An 18506-nucleotide genomic window follows, 5' to 3' on the forward strand; every position below is an offset into this window, starting at 1 on the left:
CATGCACCACACCGCCATCACGCCCCGGGGCCCGTCCCGCACCCAGTTCCCGCACACACCGGCGGCCCTTGCTGCGGCTCTGCTGTGCATGCTGGCCCTGCCCGCCGTGCACGCCCAGACCAGTGCCGGCAGCGACAAGGCGCTCTCCACCGTCACCGTGAATGCCAGCGCCGACGCATCGGCACAGGGCCTGTCACCGGCCTATGCAGGCGGCCAGGTGGCACGCGGCGGCCGAGTCGGCATTCTGGGCACGCGCGATGCCATGGAGACGCCGTTCTCCGCCATCAGCTACACCAATGAACTGATCCAGGACCGCCACGCCCGCAGCGTGGGCGATGTGCTGCAGAACGACCCCACGGTGCGCGTGGCCCGGGGCTTCGGCAACTTCCAGGAGTCGTACTTCATCCGCGGCTTCATCCTGGGCTCGGACGACACGGCCTACAACGGCCTGTACGGCCTGCTGCCGCGCCAGTACATCGCCACCGAGCTGTTCGAGCGCGTGGAAGTGCTGCGCGGCGCATCGTCCTTCCTCAACGGTGCCAACCCCGGTGGTGGCGGCCTGGGCGGCGCCATCAACCTGCTGCCCAAGCGCGCCCCCAACGAGCCCCTGAGCCGGGTGAGCGTGGGCGTGGGCAGCGGCGGCCACAGTGACGTGGCGGCCGACATCGCGCGCCGCTTCGGCCCCGATGGCAGCGCCGGCATCCGCGTGAACGTGGCCTCGCACAACGGCGGCACCGCCGTCGACGACGAGAAGGCCAAGCTTGGCCTGGCCGCCGTGGGCCTGGACTGGCGCAGCCGCGACGTGCGCCTGTCGGGCGACATCGGCTGGCAGGACCACAAGCTGAACCGCACCCGCACCAACGTCACGCTCGGCGCAGTGACCGCTGTGCCCACCGCACCCGACGGCAACACCAACTTCGCCCAGCCCTGGGCCTTCTCCAACGAGCGCGACACCTTCGGCACGCTGCGTGGCGAGTGGGACATCAGTTCCAACATCACCGCCTGGGCCGCTGCCGGCGCGCGCAGCGGCACCGAATCGAACTCGCTGGCCAACCTCTCGGTGGCCAATGCGGCCACTGGCGCCGGCACCACCTACCGCTTCGACAACGACCGCAAGGACAACGTGAACACCGGCGAACTGGGCCTGCGCGGCAAGCTGCAGACCGGCAGCATCGGACACGAGTGGGTGCTGGCAGCCTCCTCGTTCAGCCTGGACAAGAAGAACGCCTATGTCATGGACTTCGGCAACACCCAGGCCACCAACCTCTACAACCCGCTGTACACCGCCACGCCGGCCTACAGCGGCACCGCGCTGCGCGGCGGGGTGATGGGCAACCCGCTGACCACGGGCCGCATCAAACTGAGCAGCGTGGCGCTGGGCGACACGCTGTCGATGCTGGACAAGCGCCTGCTCGTGACGCTGGGCGTGCGCCACCAGAAGTTCGACATCGCCAACTTCAACTACAACACCGGCGTCGAGACCGACCGCTACGACCAGAGCCGCACCAGCCCCCTGTTGGCTGCGTTGTACAAGCTGGACAAGAGCCTGTCGGTCTACGCCAACTATGCCGAGGGCCTGAGCCAGGGCGAAACGGCGCCGTCGACCGCAGCCAACCGGGGCACGATGCTGGCCCCCTATGTCTCCAAGCAGAAGGAAGTCGGCGTGAAGTACGACGGCGGCCGCGTAGGCGGCAGCCTGGCGCTGTTCTCCACCGACAAGCCACGCTCCGTGGTCGATGCCGCAGGCATCTTCGGCGCGAGCGGCAAGGACCGCCACCAGGGCCTGGAACTGGCCGTGCAGGGCGAAGCCGTGAGCGGCCTGCGCGTGCTCGGCGGTGCCACCTGGCTCGAAGCCAAGCAGCAGCGCACCGGCTCGGCACTCACCGAAGGCCAGCGCGTGATCGGCGTGCCCAAGCTGCAGGCCAACCTGGGCTTGGAGTGGGACGTACCTGGCGTGCGCGGCCTGGCCCTCGATGGCCGCCTGGTGCACACCGGATCGAGCTACGCCAACGCCGCCAACACCTTGCGCGTGGCCGGCTGGAACCGCCTGGACCTGGGTGCCCGCTACCTGACCGAGATGGGCGGCAAGCTCGTCACGCTGCGCGCGCGCATCGACAACGCAACCAACAAGAACTACTGGGCCTCGGTGGGCGGCTACCCAGGCTCGGGCTACCTGGTGGTGGGTGCTCCACGCGCCTTCAGCCTGAGCGCCAGCGTCGATTTCTGATGCCGGGCCGAGCCCCTCCCCGGGCCCCATGCCTTCGTCCCCTTGCTCCGCGACAGCGGGGGCCGGGGGCGTTCGTTCGATTCCGTGTTCCACATCCAACCATTGAAAGGAAGACTTCCATGACATCCTCCCTGAAACCCCTGCTGGCTGCCGCCCTGCTGATCGCCGGCGCCTCCACGGCCCAGGCCCACCAGGTGTGGCTCGAAAATGCCGGCGGCCAGGCCCGCCTGCACTTCGGCGAGTTCAATGACAACCTGCGCGAAACCTCCCCCGGCTCGCTGGACAAGTTCAAGGGCGTGCCCGTGCTCGAACAGCGCGCCGGCACCGCCAGCCAGAAAGTCGAAGGCAAGCTCACCAAGGACGCCTTTGCCTACACCGTGACCGGCAATGCCGACACCCTGTTCGCCGCCGCCACCTACCCGCTGATCGACCGCAGCAAGCGCAACCTGCCTGCGATGTACTGGCAGCCTTCGGCCCGCTGGGTCGCCAGCCTGGCCCAGCCCGTGGCGCCCGGCCAGGCGCTGGACCTGGTGCCCACCGGCAAGCCCGGCCAGCTCAAGGTCGTGTTCAACGGCAACCCCCTGCCCAAGGCCAAGGTGCAACTGGTTTCACCCGCCGGCTGGAGCCGCGAAGCCGAGTCCGCCGCCGACGGCACCGTGGAGTTCCTGACCCCCTGGAAGGGCCAGTACGTGGCCGAAGTGCACCACACCGACAAGACCCCCGGCGAAGCCCAGGGCGAAAAGTACGGTGAAGCCAGCTACGTGACCACGCTGAGCTTCGTGCAGGCCGAAGGCGCCGTCTCGCCACCCCTGCCACCCGCCCCCGAGAAGCACTGACAACTCGCGCCCGAAGGGGCGCCAACCCCCAACACAGGTGGCTGCAGGGCCATCGAACCTGGTGGGGGTCTCCAGGGCGTCCGGACCTGCACCCGGCCCTTTTTCTTTTCGCCAGCCACTGCCACCGGCAGCCTTCACGGCGCCGGCCGCGCACCGCCACACCCCAGCCAACCAGCCTTCGCCGCCGCATGGCCGCAGGCTGCACCACTGCCATCGACAACCATGCCATCCCATTGCCTCGCGCGGCTTCCGCGCACTGCCATTGCACACGCCGCGTTCCTGATGGTCTGCAGCGCCTGTGCACAGGCCCAGACCGCCACGCCCCCCGCCGCTGAAGCCACCCTCGCCCCCGTGACCGTGCAATCCGGCGCAGAGCGGGAGAACCCCACGGCGCCGGTCTCCGGCTTCGTGGCCAAGCGCGCCCTGAGCGCCACCAAGACTGACACGCCGCTGCTCGAAACACCGCAGGCCATCAGCGTGGTGACCCGTGACCAGATGGAGGCCCAGGGCGTGCAGACGCTGCGCCAGGTCACCGCCTACACCGCCGGCGCCGTCTCCAACTACTTCGACAGCCGCGTGGACAGCTTCAGCGCGCGCGGCGCCAATGTGTCCCAGTACCAGGACGGCCTGCTGCGCACCTACGGCACCTACAACAGCAGCCGGCCCGATCCGTACACGCTGGAGCGCGTGGAATTCCTGCGTGGCCCGACCTCGGTGCTCTATGGCCAGGGCAGCGTGGGCGGTGTGCTCAACCTCACGAGTAAGCGCCCCCAGGCCGAGACCGCGCGCGAAGTGCAGGTGCAGGTGGGCAGCCATGCACGCAAGCAGATCGCCGCCGACCTGACCGGCGCGCTCGATGCCAATGGCCAGTGGCTGTACCGCTTGGTGGCCGTGGGCCGCGACAGCGATACCCAGGTCAACCACGTGGCCGATGACCGCACTGTGCTGGCGCCCTCGCTGACCTGGCGCCCCAGTGCGGACACCTCGCTCACGCTGCAGGGCCTGTACCAGAAGGACAAGAGCGGATCGCTGATCGGCTTTTTCCCCTGGCAGGGCACGCAACTACCGAGCCCCTACGGCCAGATCCCGCGCTCGGCCTTCATCAGCGAGCCGGGCTGGGATGCCTTCAACACCGAGAACAGCTCCTGGGGCTACCTGTTCAGCCACCGCCTGAACGATGCCTGGACCGTGCGCCAGAACCTGCGCCGCACCGTGACCGAGGTGGACTACCGCACCATCTACACCAGCTTCGCCGCCAATGCCGCCACGGGCCGCCCAGCGCGCCCGGTGTTCAACAGCGACAACCGCAGCGTGGTGCGCGATGCCTCCTGGAACCTCAACACCGGCCGCATGCTGCTCATCGACACCCAGCTCGAGGGCAAGCTCAATGCGGGCGCCACGCAACACACGCTGCTGGCAGGCCTGGACATGCAGCGCAACCACTCGGGCCAGTCGGCCTGGCGTGCGCTGGCCCCGTCCATCGACGTGTACAACCCCGTCTACGGCAATTTCACAGCCCCCAATGCATCGGCCCTGGTGCGCCAGCCCGGCGTGGCGCAGCGCCAGCTCGGCTTCTATGCCCAGGACCAGATCACCTGGGGTCGATGGACGGCCACGCTGGGCCTGCGCCACGACAGCGCCAAGACCGACACCGAAGGCCGCCCCGTGGCCGCCGTGGACGACAAGGCCTGGACCAAGCGCGCCGGCGCCACCTACCAGATGGATGGTGGCTGGGCCCCGTACGTGGGTTACTCCGAGTCCTTCCAGCCGCTGGGCGGCGTGGACGTGTACGGCACACCCTACAAGCCCACGCGCGGCAAGCAGTGGGAGGCCGGCGTGAAGTGGCAGCCACCAGGCCAGGGCATCTCGGCCTTTGTCGCTGCCTACCAGCTGCGCGAGACCAACCGCAAGACCAATGACCCGGCAGACCCGCTCAACAGCCTGCAGATCGGCGAGGTCAAGGTCACCGGGCTGGAGGCCGAGATCACCGCCAGCCTGGCCAGCCACTGGGACGCCACCCTGGCCTACGGCTACACCGATGCCAAGATTTCTCGCAGCAACGCTGGCGACCAGGGCCTGCCCGTGGCCAGCGTGCCCAAGCACACGGCATCGGCCTGGCTGTCGCACCGCTTTGCCTCCGAAGGGCGCGGCGGCTGGACCGTCGGCGCCGGCGTGCGCTACACCGGCTCGCAGTGGAGCGGCACGTCTGCCATCACCACCCCTTCGGCCACGCTGGCAGATGCCCTGCTGGCCTACGACGCGGGCGACTGGCGCCTGGCCTTCAACGTGACCAACCTGGCCGACAAGGTGCACATCACTCAGTGCCTGGCGCGGGGCGACTGCTTCTATGGGCAGGGGCGCACCTACGCACTGACCTCGACCTACCGGTTCTGAGAGACTGAGAATCTTTCGTCCACGCCCGCCTTGCACGCCAAAACACCCCGGATCGTCGTTGCAAATGCTCGCCATAGCCCGAGCTATGGCTGTGCTTTACGCCTAGATCCGAGGCGTTGTGGCGCGCACTTCGGACACGGCCAAAAAATTCCCAGCCTCTGAGGCACCGGTCCAGCCGCTGCTGCTGCGGCGGCGGCGTGCAAAGCAAAGCTTTCAGCCGCCGCAGGGAACCGCTAGCATGGTTGTCCGAGGAGGATGTCCACGCGTTTCCCAGGGGAGGTGTCGATGAGTCTGCGCATGCCAGCCGCCCCGCACAGGGGCCGGATCCCGGGCGCCCATGCAGGGTAGCTACGACCTGGTGCTGGTGCTGCTGTCGGTCGCGACGGCGGTGGTGGCATCGTTCGTGGCGCTGGACATGGCCTCGCGGGTGGCAGCAGCCATCGGCAATGCGCGCCGCGCACTGCTGTGGCTCGGGTGCGGCGCCCTGGCCATGGGGACCGGCATCTGGTCCATGCATTTCGTGGGCATGCTGGCCTTTTCGCTGCCGGTGCCACTGGCCTACGACGCCGGCACCACGCTGGCATCCTGGCTGGTCGCCGTGCTGTCCTCGGCATTGGCCCTGCACACGGTCCGTCGGCGGCACCTGCGTTGGCAACGCTTGCTGGTTGCGGGCACGCTTATGGGCCTGGGTATCGCTGCCATGCACTACCTGGGCATGGAAGCGATGCAGATGCGCCCGCGCATCGCCTACGACCCCTGGCTGTTTGGCCTCTCGGTCCTCGTCGCCATCGCGGCCTCGAGCGCCGCGCTGCTGATCTGCTTTCGCCTGCGCCACGAAACCGTGCTGACGGGCTTTCGCAAGAAGACGGCCAGCGCCCTCGTCATGGGGGCCGCCATCGCCGGCATGCACTACACGGGCATGGCGGCCGCCAACTTCGCCCCCGGCAGCGTCTGCGGCGCAGGGCCGGCCGGCATCGGTGGCAGTTGGCTGGGCTTCATCATCAGCGGGCTGGTGGCGCTGTTCCTGGTCACCACGCTGCTGATTTCGGTCTACGGCGCCATGCCACCCACCATCCGCTCGCGCCTGGTGTTCCTGGTGGTGGCAGCCAGCCTGCCCGTGTCCCTGATGGCCGTGGTGGTCATGGTCTACGACTATCAGCGCCTGCGCGAGCAACAAGCCAGGGCGCTGGTGGTCACGGCCCGCGCCATCATTGCCACCGTGGACAAGGACCTCGCCGGTGTCGAGTCGGGGCTCAGGGTGCTGTCCACATCCCGGTCGCTGCTGGACGGCAACCTGCCCGCCTTCCAGTTGCAGGCCGAAGATGCGCTGGGCCACCTGCATGTGGCGGCCCTCGTGCTGGAGGACGGCCATGGCAGCGTGCTGATGGACACCCGTCTGCCGCCAGGCACTCACGCTACCTCCCCCTCCCCCCGCCCCACCCCCTCCTTCTCGCAAGCGGCCTTTCTGCAAACCCGTTTCGAGAAGGAGACCGCTGTCACCATCGCGGTGCCCGTTGCGCCAGGGAAAGCCGGCAAGGTCCCTGCTTCGGAGCAGTGGCTGAGGGCCAGCCTGTGGCCCGAACGGCTGACCCAGTTGCTGAACAACCAGCACCTGGCCAGGGACTGGATCGTCTCCATCCACGACGCCGAGGGGAGCATCGTCGCGCGCAGCCACGAGATGCGGCGGTTTGTCGGGGCCAAGGGCGCCCCGCGGCTGCTGGAGCGGCTGGCCCAGGTGGATGAGGACTCGGTGGTTGCCGTGACCCTGGAAGGCATTCCCGTGCTCTCGGCTTTCAGCCGCTCACCTGCCACGGGCTGGGCGGTTTCCATCGGCATTCCAAGCAGCAGCCTCAGCACCCCGCTGCTGAGCACGGTCGCGTGGCTGATCGCAGGCCTGGTGCTGATGCTGACCGCCAGCCTGCTCCTGGCCTGGCGCATCGGCGGCAGCATCGCCAATGCCGTGCAGGCCTTGACCGGGCCGGCGTTAGCCCTGGGTTCGGGCGCCCCCATCGTGGTGCCGCCCCTGGGCCTGACGGAGGCCGACAAGGTTGGCCACGCACTGCGCCAGGCCGCTCACCTGCTGGACACGGCGAAGCACGAGGCCCACCATGACATGCTGACGGGCCTGGCCAACCGGACGCTGTTCCGGCAGATCGTGCAGCAGCAGCTGGCCCAAGCCCACCGCAGCGGGGGCAACGTCTCCATCCTGTTCGTCGATCTCGATGGGTTCAAGGGCATCAACGACGCCCACGGCCACGCGGTGGGCGATGCCCTGCTGAAGCAGGCGGCCCAACGCCTGCTGCAGGGAGTGCGCGGCGGTGACCTGGTCGCGCGGCTGGGGGGCGACGAATTCGCTGTGGCACTGGTCCAGCCGGGCCTGCGGGGCACGGCCAAGGTGGCCGGCAAGCTGGTGGAAAGCCTGGCATCCCCGTTCCTGATCGAGGGCCTGGTGCTGCAGATTTCCGCCAGCATCGGCGGTGCCAGCTACGGCCCGCATGCCACCACCGGCCTGGCCAGTTGCGAGGCCCTGCTGCAGCAGGCCGACAACGCCATGTACCGGGCCAAGGAGGCTGGGAAACGGCGCTTCGTCATGGCCGAGCCCCTGCATTCCAGGTGAGGCCGGCGTGGCCCGGGCAAGCGTTTGCAGGCAACCTCGCCCGGGACTACCGCGCCAGCACGGCCACCTGCACCTCCGTGCGGGTCTGGAAACCCAGGCTTTCATAGAGCGCGATGGCCGCGTGGTTGGTGGTCCAGGCATGCAGGAACGCCTGGTCGCCACGCTGCTGGATGGCATGCGCCACCACCGACGACAGCTGGCGCGCGAGGCCGCGCCCCCGGAAGTCGGGATGCGTGCAGACCCCGCTGACCTCCGTGGCGCCCGCAAAATGCATGCGCTCGCCTGCCATGGCGGCCAGGCGTCCCTGTATACGCACACCGAAGAAGCGGCCCATGGTGTGCGTGCGCGCCAGGAAAGGGCCGGGCTCGGTCAGTTGCGCCAGAGCCAGCATCTCGGGCGCATCCTCATCGGTAAGCGCCAGAACGCTCTCTTCACCATCCAGGGGAGCCACGGGCCGCATGGCGAGCATCTGCACGCCCTGGGCACGGCGCACGGCCTGCAGCCCCGCGGGCACCTCGATGGGCGGGACCTGCAGCACGAAGACGGACTCGCCGCCCTCCACGAGGCCGGCCAGCGCTGCCAGGCTCGCGCCATCGTCGTCCCGCGCGGACGCGAACAGGTGCACATCGCGGCGGTAGCGCCTGGCGAGGTCCCCGCCTTCGGCGAGCTGCGGCGCATGCAGCAGAGAGGCCCACACAGGGCGGTCGAGGGGGCTGTTCATCGGGGTGCCTTTCCTTGGGATTGCTCGGGCTGTGCCGCGATGGATACTGCGGCACGCTGCAGCAGCGAGGTGTGTTCCAGGCCCGCCTCCAGCGCGGCCAGTTGTTCCAGCAGCGGGCCTTCGAGCGGCGCGCAGATCTGGGCTACCGAGGCCTCGATCACCGGCCAGACATCGCGCTTGGCACGCGCGACCAGTGCCTGCCCGTCGCCGCTGAGCTGCACCTTGCGGATACGCCGATCGTCCTCCAGGGAGCGGGACTCCACCAGCCCGCTGGCCTCGAGCCCCCGCAGCGAGCGGGTGACCACCGGCTGGCTGACACCGACCGCTGTGCTCAGTTCCCCCACGCCCAGCGGGCCATGCCGGTCCAGCGCCGCAAGCAACGGGAAATGGGCCGCAGGCATGTCGATGCCATGCCGGGCCATGAGCGCCTGGGTCTGTGCCTGCAGGGATTCGCCGATCCGGCGAAAGCGGGTGCCGAGCGTGAGGAACCCCAGCTCTCTGACGATGTCGTGGACCATGATATTATTTTTTAGATATATATCATGATATGTATTTGGCTAAACAAGGTCAAATGGTTTGTGAGAGACAGGGCAGATGGGCAGACCAGACACCCGTCCGATCTGCCACTGAATGGCCCCCCATCCACCCGGCCTGCACTGTGGTGCCAGCCGGGGGACAAGGCGCAGGCCTCACACGTTCATGATCGAGACCAGGCGCGTGTTCAGGTGCGCCTCGACGGCTTCGGAGCCGCCTTCGGAGCCATAGCCCGAGTCCTTCAAACCGCCGAAGGGCAGCTCGGCCGCTGGCGCGGCGGCCTGGTTGATCCACAGCATGCCCACTTCCAGGCGCTGGGACAGCAGGTGCGCGTTCTTGAGCGAGCGCGTGAAGGCATAGCCGGCCAGGCCGAAAGGCAGGCGGTTGGCTTCGGCAATGGCGTCCTCGATCTTCTCGAAGCCGCGCACGGCGGCCACGGGGCCGAAGGGCTCTTCGTTGAAGATGCGGGCCGACAGCGGCACGTTGTCGAGCACGGTGGGCTGGAAGAAATTGCCTTCGCTGCCGATGCGCTCGCCGCCGGCGGACAGTTGGGCGCCCTGCTGCACGGCGTCGGCCAGCAGGTCGGCCATGGCGGTGATGCGGCGCGGGTTGGCCAGCGGGCCCATCTGCGTGCCCTGGACCATGCCGTCGCCGACCTTCAGGCCCTGGGCGTGGCTGGTGAGCGCGGCCACGAACTCGGCGCGGATGCTTTCATGCACCAGAAAGCGCGTGGGCGAGATGCAGACCTGGCCCGCATTGCGGAACTTGGCGCCACCGGCAGCCTTGATGGCCAGGGCCACATCGGCGTCCTCGGCCACGATCACGGGGGCGTGGCCACCGAGCTCCATGGTCACGCGCTTCATGTGCTTGCCGGCCAGGGCCGCGAGCTGCTTGCCCACCGGCGTGGAGCCGGTGAACGTGACCTTGCGGATGATGGGGTGCGGAATCAGGTAGTTGGAGATCTCGGCCGGGTCGCCATAGACCAGGCCCACGGTGCCGGCGGGCACGCCGGCATCGGCGAAGGCACGGATCAGTTCGGCCGGGCTGGCCGGGGTTTCTTCAGGCGCCTTGACGAGGATGGAGCAGCCGGCCGACAGCGCGGCTGCGAGCTTGCGCACCACCTGGTTGATCGGGAAGTTCCAGGGCGTGAACGCCGCCACGGGGCCCACAGGGTCCTTGATGACCAGTTGCTGGGCCTTGAGGTTGCGCGAGGGCACGATGCGGCCGTAGACGCGCATGGATTCGTCGGCGAACCATTCGATGATGTCGGCAGACGCCATGGTCTCGACCTTGGCTTCGGCCAGGGGCTTGCCCTGCTCCTGCACCATGATGGCGGCGATCGCGTCCACGCGCTCGCGCATCAGGACGGCGGCGCGGCGCATGGTCTTGGCGCGGTCCGCTGCGGGGATGTCGCGCCAGGCCTCGAAGCCCTTCTGGGCGGCTTCGAGCGCGCGGTCCAGATCGGCCTTGCCGGCATGGGCCACACGGCCGATTTCCTTGCCGGTGGCGGGGTTGTGCACGGCGATGGTCTTGCCGTCGGCGGCGTCCTGCCACTGGCCAGCGATGAAAAGGCGTGTATCGGGATAACTCATGCGGATGCTCCTGCGTGCAAGGGAAGTGAGGGGGACGGCCGCAAAACCAACCCATCGGTCGAGCGGCGACACCCGGCACTATAGGCCCCTTGCAGCAGGCCGGGGCGGGCACCCCGGAAAGCCCCTGTCAAGCCCGCCCGCGACAACGACCGCTCAACGGGCGGGTGCCTGCGCCAGGGCTGCGCCCTTGCCATCGCCCCAGCCGCCTCCCAGCGCGCGGATCAGGCCCACGGTGGCCGTGTACTGCGCGGTGCGCACCTGCAGGGCCTGGCGGCGGTTGCGCAGCTCGCTGCGGCGCGCGTCCAGCAGTTCGAGCTGGCTCACCAGGCCGTTGCGGTAGCGCGAGTCCGACAGCTGCGTGGCGCGCACGGCCGATTGCACGGCACGGCTTTGCGCCTCGGACTGGCCGGCCAGCAGGCGCAGTGCGCTCAGCTGGTCCTCCACCTCGCGAAAGGCCACCAGCACCTGGCCACGGTGGGCAGCCATGGCCGCCTCCAGCCGGGCGCGGGCGCCCTCTTCCTGCGCCTTGCGCTGGCCACCGTCGAAAATCGGCAGCGACAACAGCGCACCGATGCCCCAGGAGCGGGCCGACCACTTGAACAGGTCACCGAGCTCGGGCGAGGCCTGCCCGGCATTGCCGGTGAGCGTGATGGCCGGGAACCAGGCCGCCTCGGCCACGCCCACGCGTGCCTGCGCCGCCAGCACCGAGGCCTGGGCGGCCGACACGTCGGGCCGGCGCGCCAGCACCGTGCCGGGCACGCCGGCCGGGATCACGGGCAGGGCCGCATCGCTGCCCGCCGGGGCCACGGCAAAGCCGGTGGCCACGTCCCCCACCAGCACCGCCAGGGCGTTGGACAGCAGCGCCTGCTGGCGCTCCAGGGCCAAGGCCTCGGACTCGGTGGCCGCGACCTCGGTCTGCACGCGCGCCACGTCGAGCTCGGCCACGTCGCCGGCCTGAAAGCGCCGCTGCGTCAGGCGCAGCGTGTCGCGGTAGGCCGACAGGCTGCCCTGCAGCAGCAGTTGCTCGGCCTGCACCGAGCGCAGTTGCAGGTAGGTCTGCGCCACGTCGGCCTGCACCATGAGGCGCGTGCTCTGCAGCAGCGCATCGCGGGACTGGGCATCCAGGCGCGCCGCATCGCTGGCCTTGGACAGGCGCCCGAACAGGTCGAGCTCGTACGAGACGTTGAGGCCGGCCGTAGTCAGCGTGGACGCCTGCGTGCTGCCCGTGGTGCCCGCACCGGCCTGGCGGCTGGCGCCGGCCGAGGCACCCACCTGGGGAGCCCGGGCCGCATCGGCCGAGCGCAACAGCGAGCGAGCCTCGGCCAGGCGGGCCGCGGCCTCCTGGATGCTGGTGTTGCCGCTGGCTGCGCGCTCGACCAGGCTGCTGAGCACCGGGTCCTGGAAGCCCAGCCACCACTCACCGCGCGGCTGCGCCTCGGCAGGGGCGGCGGTGGTCCAGGCCGGCGCGCCATCGGCCACGCTGAAGCTGGCGGGCACGGCCACACCGGCATGCTCGGGCTGCGGCGCGATGGGTGTGCCCATGCAGCCAGCGAGCACCAGGGCCGCGACCAGCGGCGCCAGGCGCGCGGCGCGCCGCACGGTCAGGGAAGGGTCGGAAAAAATCGTAGTCGCATTCATTGCAAAGGCTCCTTTGCGCTCATTCGTCATGGCCGCGCGGTGCAGCCAATATGGGGTGGGCCACGGCGCCGGGGCCGGAGGCATCCGTCAGCGGCGCGACATGGCTGCCGTGCTGCTGCAGGGGGCGGTTGCCCGCCAGGCGGCGCAGCACCACGTAGAACACGGGCGTGAGGAACAGGCCGAAGGCCGTCACGCCGATCATCCCGGCGAACACCGCCACGCCCATGGCGCTGCGCATCTCGGCGCCGGCACCGGTGGACAGCACCAGGGGCAGCACGCCCATCACGAAGGCCAGCGAGGTCATCAGGATGGGGCGCAGCCGCAGGCGGCTGGCCTCGATGGCGGCCTGCACGGGCGTGCGCCCGGCAAACTCCAGCTCGCGGGCGAACTCCACGATCAGGATCGCGTTCTTCGCCGATAGCCCCACCAGCACGATGAGCCCGATCTGGGTGAACACGTTGTTGTCGCCCTTGCTGAGCCACACACCGGTCATCGCGGCCAGCAGGCCCATGGGCACGATCAGGATGATGGCGATCGGCAGGGTCAGGCTTTCGTACTGCGCGGCCAGCACCAGAAACACCAGCAGGATGGCGATGGGGAACACCAGCATGGCGGAATTGCCGGCTAGGATTTCCTGGTAGGTCAGCTCGGTCCACTCGAAGCCGATGCCCTTGGGCAGCGTTTCGGCGGCAATGCGCTCGATGGCATCCTGCGCCTGGCCCGACGAGAAGCCGGGACCGGGCTGGCCATTCACGTCGGCGGCCAGGAAGCCGTTGTAGCGCATGGCACGCTCGGGGCCGAAGCTCGGCTCGAGCTTCATCAGCGCCGACAGCGGAACCATCTCGCCGGTGGTGGAACGCACCTTGAGCAGGCCCACGTCGTCGCTGCGGGCACGGAAGGCCGCATCGGCCTGAACGCGCACGCTGTAGGTGCGGCCGAACTGGTTGAAGTCGTTGGCGTACAGGCTGCCCAGGTAGATCTGCAGCGTCTCGAATATATCCGTCACCGGCACACCCAGCTGGCGCGCCTTGGTGCGGTCGATGTTCGCGTACAGCTGCGGCACGTTGACCTGCCAGCTCGTGAACAGGCCGGCCAGCTCGGGGGTCTGGTAGGCCTTGGCCATGAAGGCCTTGACGGCGCCGTCCATGGCTTCGTAGCCCAGCGATGCACGGTCTTCGATCTGCAGCTTGAAGCCGCCCGTGGTGCCCAGGCCCGCCACCGGTGGCGGCGGGAACATGGCGATGAAGGCCTCCTGGATGGCTCCGAACGACTGGTTCAGTTGGCCCGCCACGGCGCCGCCGCTCTGGTCGGCACGCTTGCGCTCGGCAAAGGGCTTGAGCGTGGCGAAGACGATGCCGGAGTTGGAGCTGTTGGTGAAGCCATTGATCGACAAGCCGGGGAAGGCGATGGCGTCTTCCACGTTGGGGTTCTTCTTCATGATGTCGCCCATGCGGCGGATCACGTCCTCGGTGCGGTCCAGCGTGGCGCCGTCGGGCAACTGGGCAAAGCCGATCAGGTACTGCTTGTCCTGGCCGGGCACGAAGCCGCTCGGGACCAGCTTGAACAGGCCGAAGGTCGCACCCACCAGCACCAGGTAGATCACCAGCATCAGCGCCTTGCGGCCGATGACGCGCTTGACGCCGCCGCTGTAGGCCTCGGAGCCGCGGTGGAACACGCGGTTGAAGCCGCGGAACACGCCGCCCAGCACCTTGTCCATGCCGCGCGTGAGTGCGTCCTTGGGCTCGTTGTGGCCCTTGAGCAGCAGCGCGCTGAGCGCGGGCGACAGGGTCAGCGAGTTGATTGCCGAGATCACCGTGGAGATGGCAATGGTGACCGCGAACTGGCGGTAGAACTGGCCCGTGAGGCCGCTGATGAAGGCCAGCGGCACGAACACCGCCACCAGCACCAGCGCGATGGCGATGATGGGACCGGAGACTTCGCGCATGGCACGGTAGGTCGCCTCGCGCGGGGTCAGGCCGGCCTCGATGTTGCGCTCCACGTTCTCCACCACCACGATGGCGTCGTCCACCACGATGCCGATGGCCAGCACCAGGCCGAACAGGCTCAGCGCGTTGATCGAAAAGCCCAGCAGGTGCAGCACGGCAAACGTGCCCACCACCGACACCGGCACGGCCAGCAGCGGGATGATGGAGGCGCGCCAGGTCTGCAGGAACAGGATCACCACCACCACCACCAGCGCAATGGCTTCGAGCAGGGTCTGGATCACGGACTTGATCGATGCGCGCACGAACTGCGTCGGGTCGTAGGCGATGCGGAACTCCACGCCCTCGGGCATGTTCTTCTGCAACTCGTCCATGGTCTTGCGCACGTTGGCGGAGATGTCCAGGGCATTGGAGCCCGGGGCCTGGAACACGCCCATGCCGACGGCAGGGTCGTTGTTGAGCAGCGAGCGCAGCGAATAGTCGGCCGCGCCCAGCTCCAGGCGGGCGATGTCACGCAGGCGCGTCACCGCGCCGTCGGCGCCGGTCTTGACGATGATGTCGCCGAAGTCGTCTTCGGTCTGCAGGCGGCCCTGGGCGTTGATGGACAGTTGCAGGTCCACGCCCGGCAGGCCGGGCGATGCGCCGACCACGCCGGCAGCGGCCTGCACGTTCTGGCCACGGATGGAAGCCACCACGTCGCTGGCCGAGAGGCCGCGCTGCGCGACTTTCTGCGGGTCGAGCCAGACGCGCATGGAGTAGTCGCCACCGCCGAAGATCTGCACCTGGCCCACGCCCTGGATGCGCGCGAGGCGGTCCTTGACGTTGAGCACGGCGTAGTTGCGCAGGTAGTCGATGTCATAGCGGCCGTTGGGCGAGACCATGTGCACCACCATGGTCAGGTCGGGCGCGCTCTTGACCGTGGTGACACCCAGGCGGCGCACTTCCTCGGGCAGGCGCGGCTCGGCCTGCGAGACGCGGTTCTGCACCAGCTGCTGGGCCTTGTCGGGGTCGGTGCCCAGGGCGAAGGTCACGGTCAGCGTCATCACGCCATCGGTCGTGGCCTGGCTGCCCATGTAGAGCATGCCTTCCACACCGTTGATGGATTCCTCCAGCGGCGTGGCCACGGTTTCAGCGATGACCTTGGGGTTGGCGCCCGGGTACTGGGCGCGCACCACCACCGAGGGGGGAGCCACCTCGGGGTATTCGGAGATCGGCAGGCTGCGCAGCGCGATCAGCCCCCCCAGGAAGATGAGCACCGACAGCACCCCGGCGAAGATGGGGCGGTCGATGAAGAAGCGGGATAGATTCATGGCAGGTCTTTCAGCATGGCGTGGTGTTCACGTGTGCGCTGGTGTGTCTTCTTCATGCGGCGGGCGACTTGGCGGCGCGGGCTTCCTTGCGGTCGGCAGCAGGGATCTCGGCCTTGGCGGTCATGGGGACGGATTGCGGGGCGACGACGGCGCCGGGGCGCACGCGCTGCAGGCCGTTGACGATGATGGTCTCGCCGGCCTTCAGGCCCGAGGTGACCACGCGCAGCCCCTCGACGGGTGCGCCCAGCGTGATTTCGCGGTACTCGGCCTTGTTGCCCTCGCCCACCACCAGCACGAACTTCTTGCTCTGGTCGGTGCCCACGGCGCGTTCGTTGATCAGGATGGCCTGCGAGCTGCGCGACTGGCCCATGCGGATGCGGGCGAACTGGCCGGGGATGAGTTCACCGTCGGCGTTGTCGAACACGGCGCGCACGCGCACCGTGCCGCTCTTGGCATCGACCTGGTTGTCGATGAGCTGCAGCTTGCCCACGTGCGGCGTGCCGCCCGAGGTGCCGGTGCCCATCTGCACGGGGATGCGTTCGATCAGGGTGCGCGCGCTGCTGCCGGACTTGAGGTCCTGCAGCGCCTTCACCACGATCTGCTCGTCGGAGTCGAAGCTGGCGTAGATCGGGCTCACCGAGACCAGCGTGGTCAGCACCGGCGCGCCGGCGCCCGAGGCCACCAGGTTGCCCACGGTGACTTCGATGCGGCCCACGCGGCCCGCCACGGGGGCGCGCACCTGGGTGTAGCCGAGGTTCAGGCGCGCGGCCTGCAGAGCGGCCTGAGCGGCACGCAGGTTGGCATCGGCCTCGCGCTGGGCGTTCTGGCGCTCGTCGTGCTCGCGCTGGGCGATGGCGCTTTCCTGCAGCAGGCGCGTGGCGCGCTCCATTTCGCTGCGGGTGTAGGAGACGCGGGCCTGCGCTGCGGCGACCTGGGCGTCTGCACGGTCCACCTCGGCGGCGTAGGGGGCCGGGTCGACGGTGATCAGCAGGTCGCCCTGCTTGACCAGCGAGCCTTCACGGAAGTGCACAGCCTGCACCGCGCCCGAGACGCGCGGGCGGATGTCCACGCGCTGCACGGCTTCGAGCCGGCCCGAGAACTCGTCCCACAGGGCGATGTCCTGCTGCAGCACGGCGGCCACCGAGACGGGCACGGCCTGGGGCTGCGCTGCGCCGTCAGTCGCCTGGGCGGAAGGAGACTGGAACACCAGCACGGACGAAGCCACCACGGCGGTGACAGCGGTGGCCAGCGTGGCCAGGCCCAGGGGGCGCTTGGGGAAGGGAAGATGGAAGTTCATGGTGACTTTCAGTGGCGGGGCAGTTCTCGTGGAACACGCGCCGTTGCGGTTTTCAAGATCGGGTGGAATGGATGCGGAGGAAGTCTGGGCACTGACACGGTGGCAAGGTCAACACCGGCTACACAAGACGGCAACTGGCGTGTCGGCAGTGGCAGTGCTCCCGGGTGCAGCAGCCTGCAGGTGGATAACGTTCATGGGTGATTCCTCCGTGTCATTGAAATGGGCAAAAAACAGATCAGCAAAAAATGCGGGCAACAGCCGGTCCGTACCGCTCGCAGACGGCACCTGCACTGGCTCCTGGCCAGTCATGGGCAAAGCCTCTCCCCGCCGGCGCCAATGGCCGGAAATTTCGGGGTGAGCGCTTCGCTCCGTAAGTGGGGTGGCGGGAGTATCGAACCTCAACTCAGGTTGAGGTCAACTACTTCCTACGAACCCTGGGGTCTCAGGTGGGGGCCGGACATCGGGTGTCCTCGAAAAACTGCCGGATCTGCACCAGCGCGCCTTCGGCGCAGGGGCATTCGCGCAGCCCCGACTCCAGGGCTTCGGGCATCTCACCGGCTTTGGGAAACACATGGCGCCGCACCAGCAGGCCGGCGGACTCCAGGCGCGCGGCATAAGCCAGCGCCTCGTCGTGCATGGGGTCGGTGTCGCCCACCATCACCAGCGTGGACGGCAGGCCGGCCAGGCGGTGCGCAGTGGCAGGCACAGCATAGGGGTGCTCGGCATCGCGCGGGCAGCGCAAGAAGTTGCGCCAGCCCTCGGTCCACTTGCAGCCGGTGGCATCGCCCGTGGCTTCGCGCACCGACGCGGTGCCGACACAGGGGTCGAGCATGGGCGACAGCAAAATCTGCCCGGCCAGCGGCGGGTGCGACTGGTCGCGCGCCATCACCGAGACGGCTGCGGCCAGGTTGCCACCGGCCTCTTCGCCGGCCAGGTAGATCTGCGCGCCCTGGCCGCCGAGCTTGACGCGGTTGCGAAACGCCCACTGCAGCACACCGTAGCCGGTGTTGACGGGCTGGGGGAAGGGTGTGAGCGGGTAGGCCACCGACACCACCACGGCGCCGGCGCGTTCGAGCAGGTCGGCCACGGTACATCCGGTATCCAGGTCGCCCGTGGTGAACGCGCCGCCGTGGAAATGCACCACCAGCGGCGAAGGCTTGCCGGGCTGCTTGCGGCCGTAGACGCGCACCGCCACCTCTTCGCCCTTGGCCACCTCAATGGTGGCATCGCTGCGCTGGGGGGCGCCCACTGCGGCGCCAGGGGCCTTGGAGGAGGCTCCGGCACGGGTGGGCGACGATGTGGGGGACGGACGATCGGGCTGCATGGCATGGACCCATTGGATTGACGATGGATGAAATGTAGTACCTTGCCGCTTTCGGATAAACAGGCCAAACACC

11 protein-coding genes and 1 pseudogene are annotated in these 18506 nt (G+C 68.8%); 5 read left to right on the forward strand and 7 right to left on the reverse strand.

All coding sequences use genetic code 11. The features are described from left to right. Position 1 precedes the first annotated feature (1 nt). The 5 genes and pseudogenes from ACSQ3Y_RS25660 (at position 2) to ACSQ3Y_RS25680 (ending at position 8074) form a co-directional block, all read left to right on the forward strand. Entirely contained in the window at positions 2-2227 is a 2226-nt protein-coding gene (locus ACSQ3Y_RS25660; RefSeq protein WP_436179304.1) for a TonB-dependent receptor, read from the forward strand. Positions 2228-2346: 119 nt separating this feature from the next. Then, positions 2347-3063, forward strand: coding sequence for a TonB-dependent receptor (locus ACSQ3Y_RS25665; RefSeq protein WP_436179305.1), 717 nt, complete (start codon positions 2347-2349; stop codon positions 3061-3063). 282 nt (positions 3064-3345) lie between these two features. After that, a complete protein-coding gene (locus ACSQ3Y_RS25670; protein ID WP_436180172.1) occupies positions 3346-5457 on the forward strand; it encodes a TonB-dependent siderophore receptor in 2112 nt (703 codons plus the stop codon). 334 nt (positions 5458-5791) lie between these two features. Then, positions 5792-6283, forward strand: a pseudogene (locus ACSQ3Y_RS25675) (MHYT domain-containing protein); the annotation flags it as partial. 234 nt (positions 6284-6517) lie between these two features. Next, a complete protein-coding gene (locus tag ACSQ3Y_RS25680) occupies positions 6518-8074 on the forward strand; it encodes a diguanylate cyclase domain-containing protein (protein ID WP_436180173.1) in 1557 nt (518 codons plus the stop codon). 46 nt (positions 8075-8120) lie between these two features. Here ACSQ3Y_RS25680 and ACSQ3Y_RS25685 read toward each other — a convergent pair whose 3' ends face one another. From ACSQ3Y_RS25685 to ACSQ3Y_RS25715, 7 genes are all read right to left on the reverse strand, one after another. Next, entirely contained in the window at positions 8121-8795 is a 675-nt protein-coding gene (locus ACSQ3Y_RS25685; protein WP_436179306.1) for a GNAT family N-acetyltransferase, read from the reverse strand. Next, positions 8792-9313 carry a MarR family winged helix-turn-helix transcriptional regulator gene (locus ACSQ3Y_RS25690; protein ID WP_436179307.1) on the reverse strand — a complete coding sequence of 174 codons (522 nt, stop codon included), beginning with the start codon at positions 9311-9313 and terminating at the stop codon, positions 8792-8794. Before ACSQ3Y_RS25690 ends, ACSQ3Y_RS25685 begins: the two co-directional genes overlap by 4 nt. Before the next feature lie 171 nt (positions 9314-9484). Then, the gene (locus tag ACSQ3Y_RS25695) at positions 9485-10921 is read right to left on the reverse strand and encodes an NAD-dependent succinate-semialdehyde dehydrogenase (RefSeq protein ID WP_057202313.1); all 1437 of its coding nucleotides are present in this window, start codon (positions 10919-10921) and stop codon (positions 9485-9487) included. A 153-nt stretch (positions 10922-11074) separates the two neighbouring features. Further along, a complete protein-coding gene (locus ACSQ3Y_RS25700) occupies positions 11075-12559 on the reverse strand; it encodes an efflux transporter outer membrane subunit (protein WP_057202311.1) in 1485 nt (494 codons plus the stop codon). A gap of 19 nt (positions 12560-12578) precedes the next feature. Continuing rightward, a complete protein-coding gene (locus ACSQ3Y_RS25705) occupies positions 12579-15812 on the reverse strand; it encodes an efflux RND transporter permease subunit (RefSeq protein ID WP_057202309.1) in 3234 nt (1077 codons plus the stop codon). Between the two features lie 52 nt (positions 15813-15864). After that, entirely contained in the window at positions 15865-17109 is a 1245-nt protein-coding gene (locus ACSQ3Y_RS25710; RefSeq protein ID WP_157412471.1) for an efflux RND transporter periplasmic adaptor subunit, read from the reverse strand. 442 nt (positions 17110-17551) lie between these two features. After that, complete coding sequence (locus ACSQ3Y_RS25715) at positions 17552-18433, reverse strand: alpha/beta hydrolase (protein WP_235516173.1); 882 nt, start codon at positions 18431-18433, stop codon at positions 17552-17554. Positions 18434-18506: the final 73 nt, after the last annotated feature.

Origin of the sequence: Acidovorax sp. LjRoot66, from assembly GCF_964253305.1 — a bacterium.
GTDB lineage: Bacteria > Pseudomonadota > Gammaproteobacteria > Burkholderiales > Burkholderiaceae_C > Acidovorax.

Bases quoted from the DNA above. Each gene is read 5' to 3' on its own strand.
- ACSQ3Y_RS25670 (WP_436180172.1), top strand. From the start codon at position 3,346: ATGGTCTGCAGCGCCTGTGCACAGGCCCAGACCGCCACGCCCCCCGCC.
- ACSQ3Y_RS25685 (WP_436179306.1), bottom strand. From the start codon at position 8,795: ATGAACAGCCCCCTCGACCGCCCTGTGTGGGCCTCTCTGCTGCATGCG.
- ACSQ3Y_RS25715 (WP_235516173.1), bottom strand. From the start codon at position 18,433: ATGCAGCCCGATCGTCCGTCCCCCACATCGTCGCCCACCCGTGCCGGA.
- ACSQ3Y_RS25680 (WP_436180173.1), top strand. From the start codon at position 6,518: ATGCCACCCACCATCCGCTCGCGCCTGGTGTTCCTGGTGGTGGCAGCC.
- ACSQ3Y_RS25695 (WP_057202313.1), bottom strand. From the start codon at position 10,921: ATGAGTTATCCCGATACACGCCTTTTCATCGCTGGCCAGTGGCAGGAC.
- ACSQ3Y_RS25665 (WP_436179305.1), top strand. From the start codon at position 2,347: ATGACATCCTCCCTGAAACCCCTGCTGGCTGCCGCCCTGCTGATCGCC.
- ACSQ3Y_RS25660 (WP_436179304.1), top strand. From the start codon at position 2: ATGCACCACACCGCCATCACGCCCCGGGGCCCGTCCCGCACCCAGTTC.
- ACSQ3Y_RS25690 (WP_436179307.1), bottom strand. From the start codon at position 9,313: ATGGTCCACGACATCGTCAGAGAGCTGGGGTTCCTCACGCTCGGCACC.
- ACSQ3Y_RS25700 (WP_057202311.1), bottom strand. From the start codon at position 12,559: ATGAATGCGACTACGATTTTTTCCGACCCTTCCCTGACCGTGCGGCGC.
- ACSQ3Y_RS25705 (WP_057202309.1), bottom strand. From the start codon at position 15,812: ATGAATCTATCCCGCTTCTTCATCGACCGCCCCATCTTCGCCGGGGTG.
- ACSQ3Y_RS25710 (WP_157412471.1), bottom strand. From the start codon at position 17,109: ATGAACTTCCATCTTCCCTTCCCCAAGCGCCCCCTGGGCCTGGCCACG.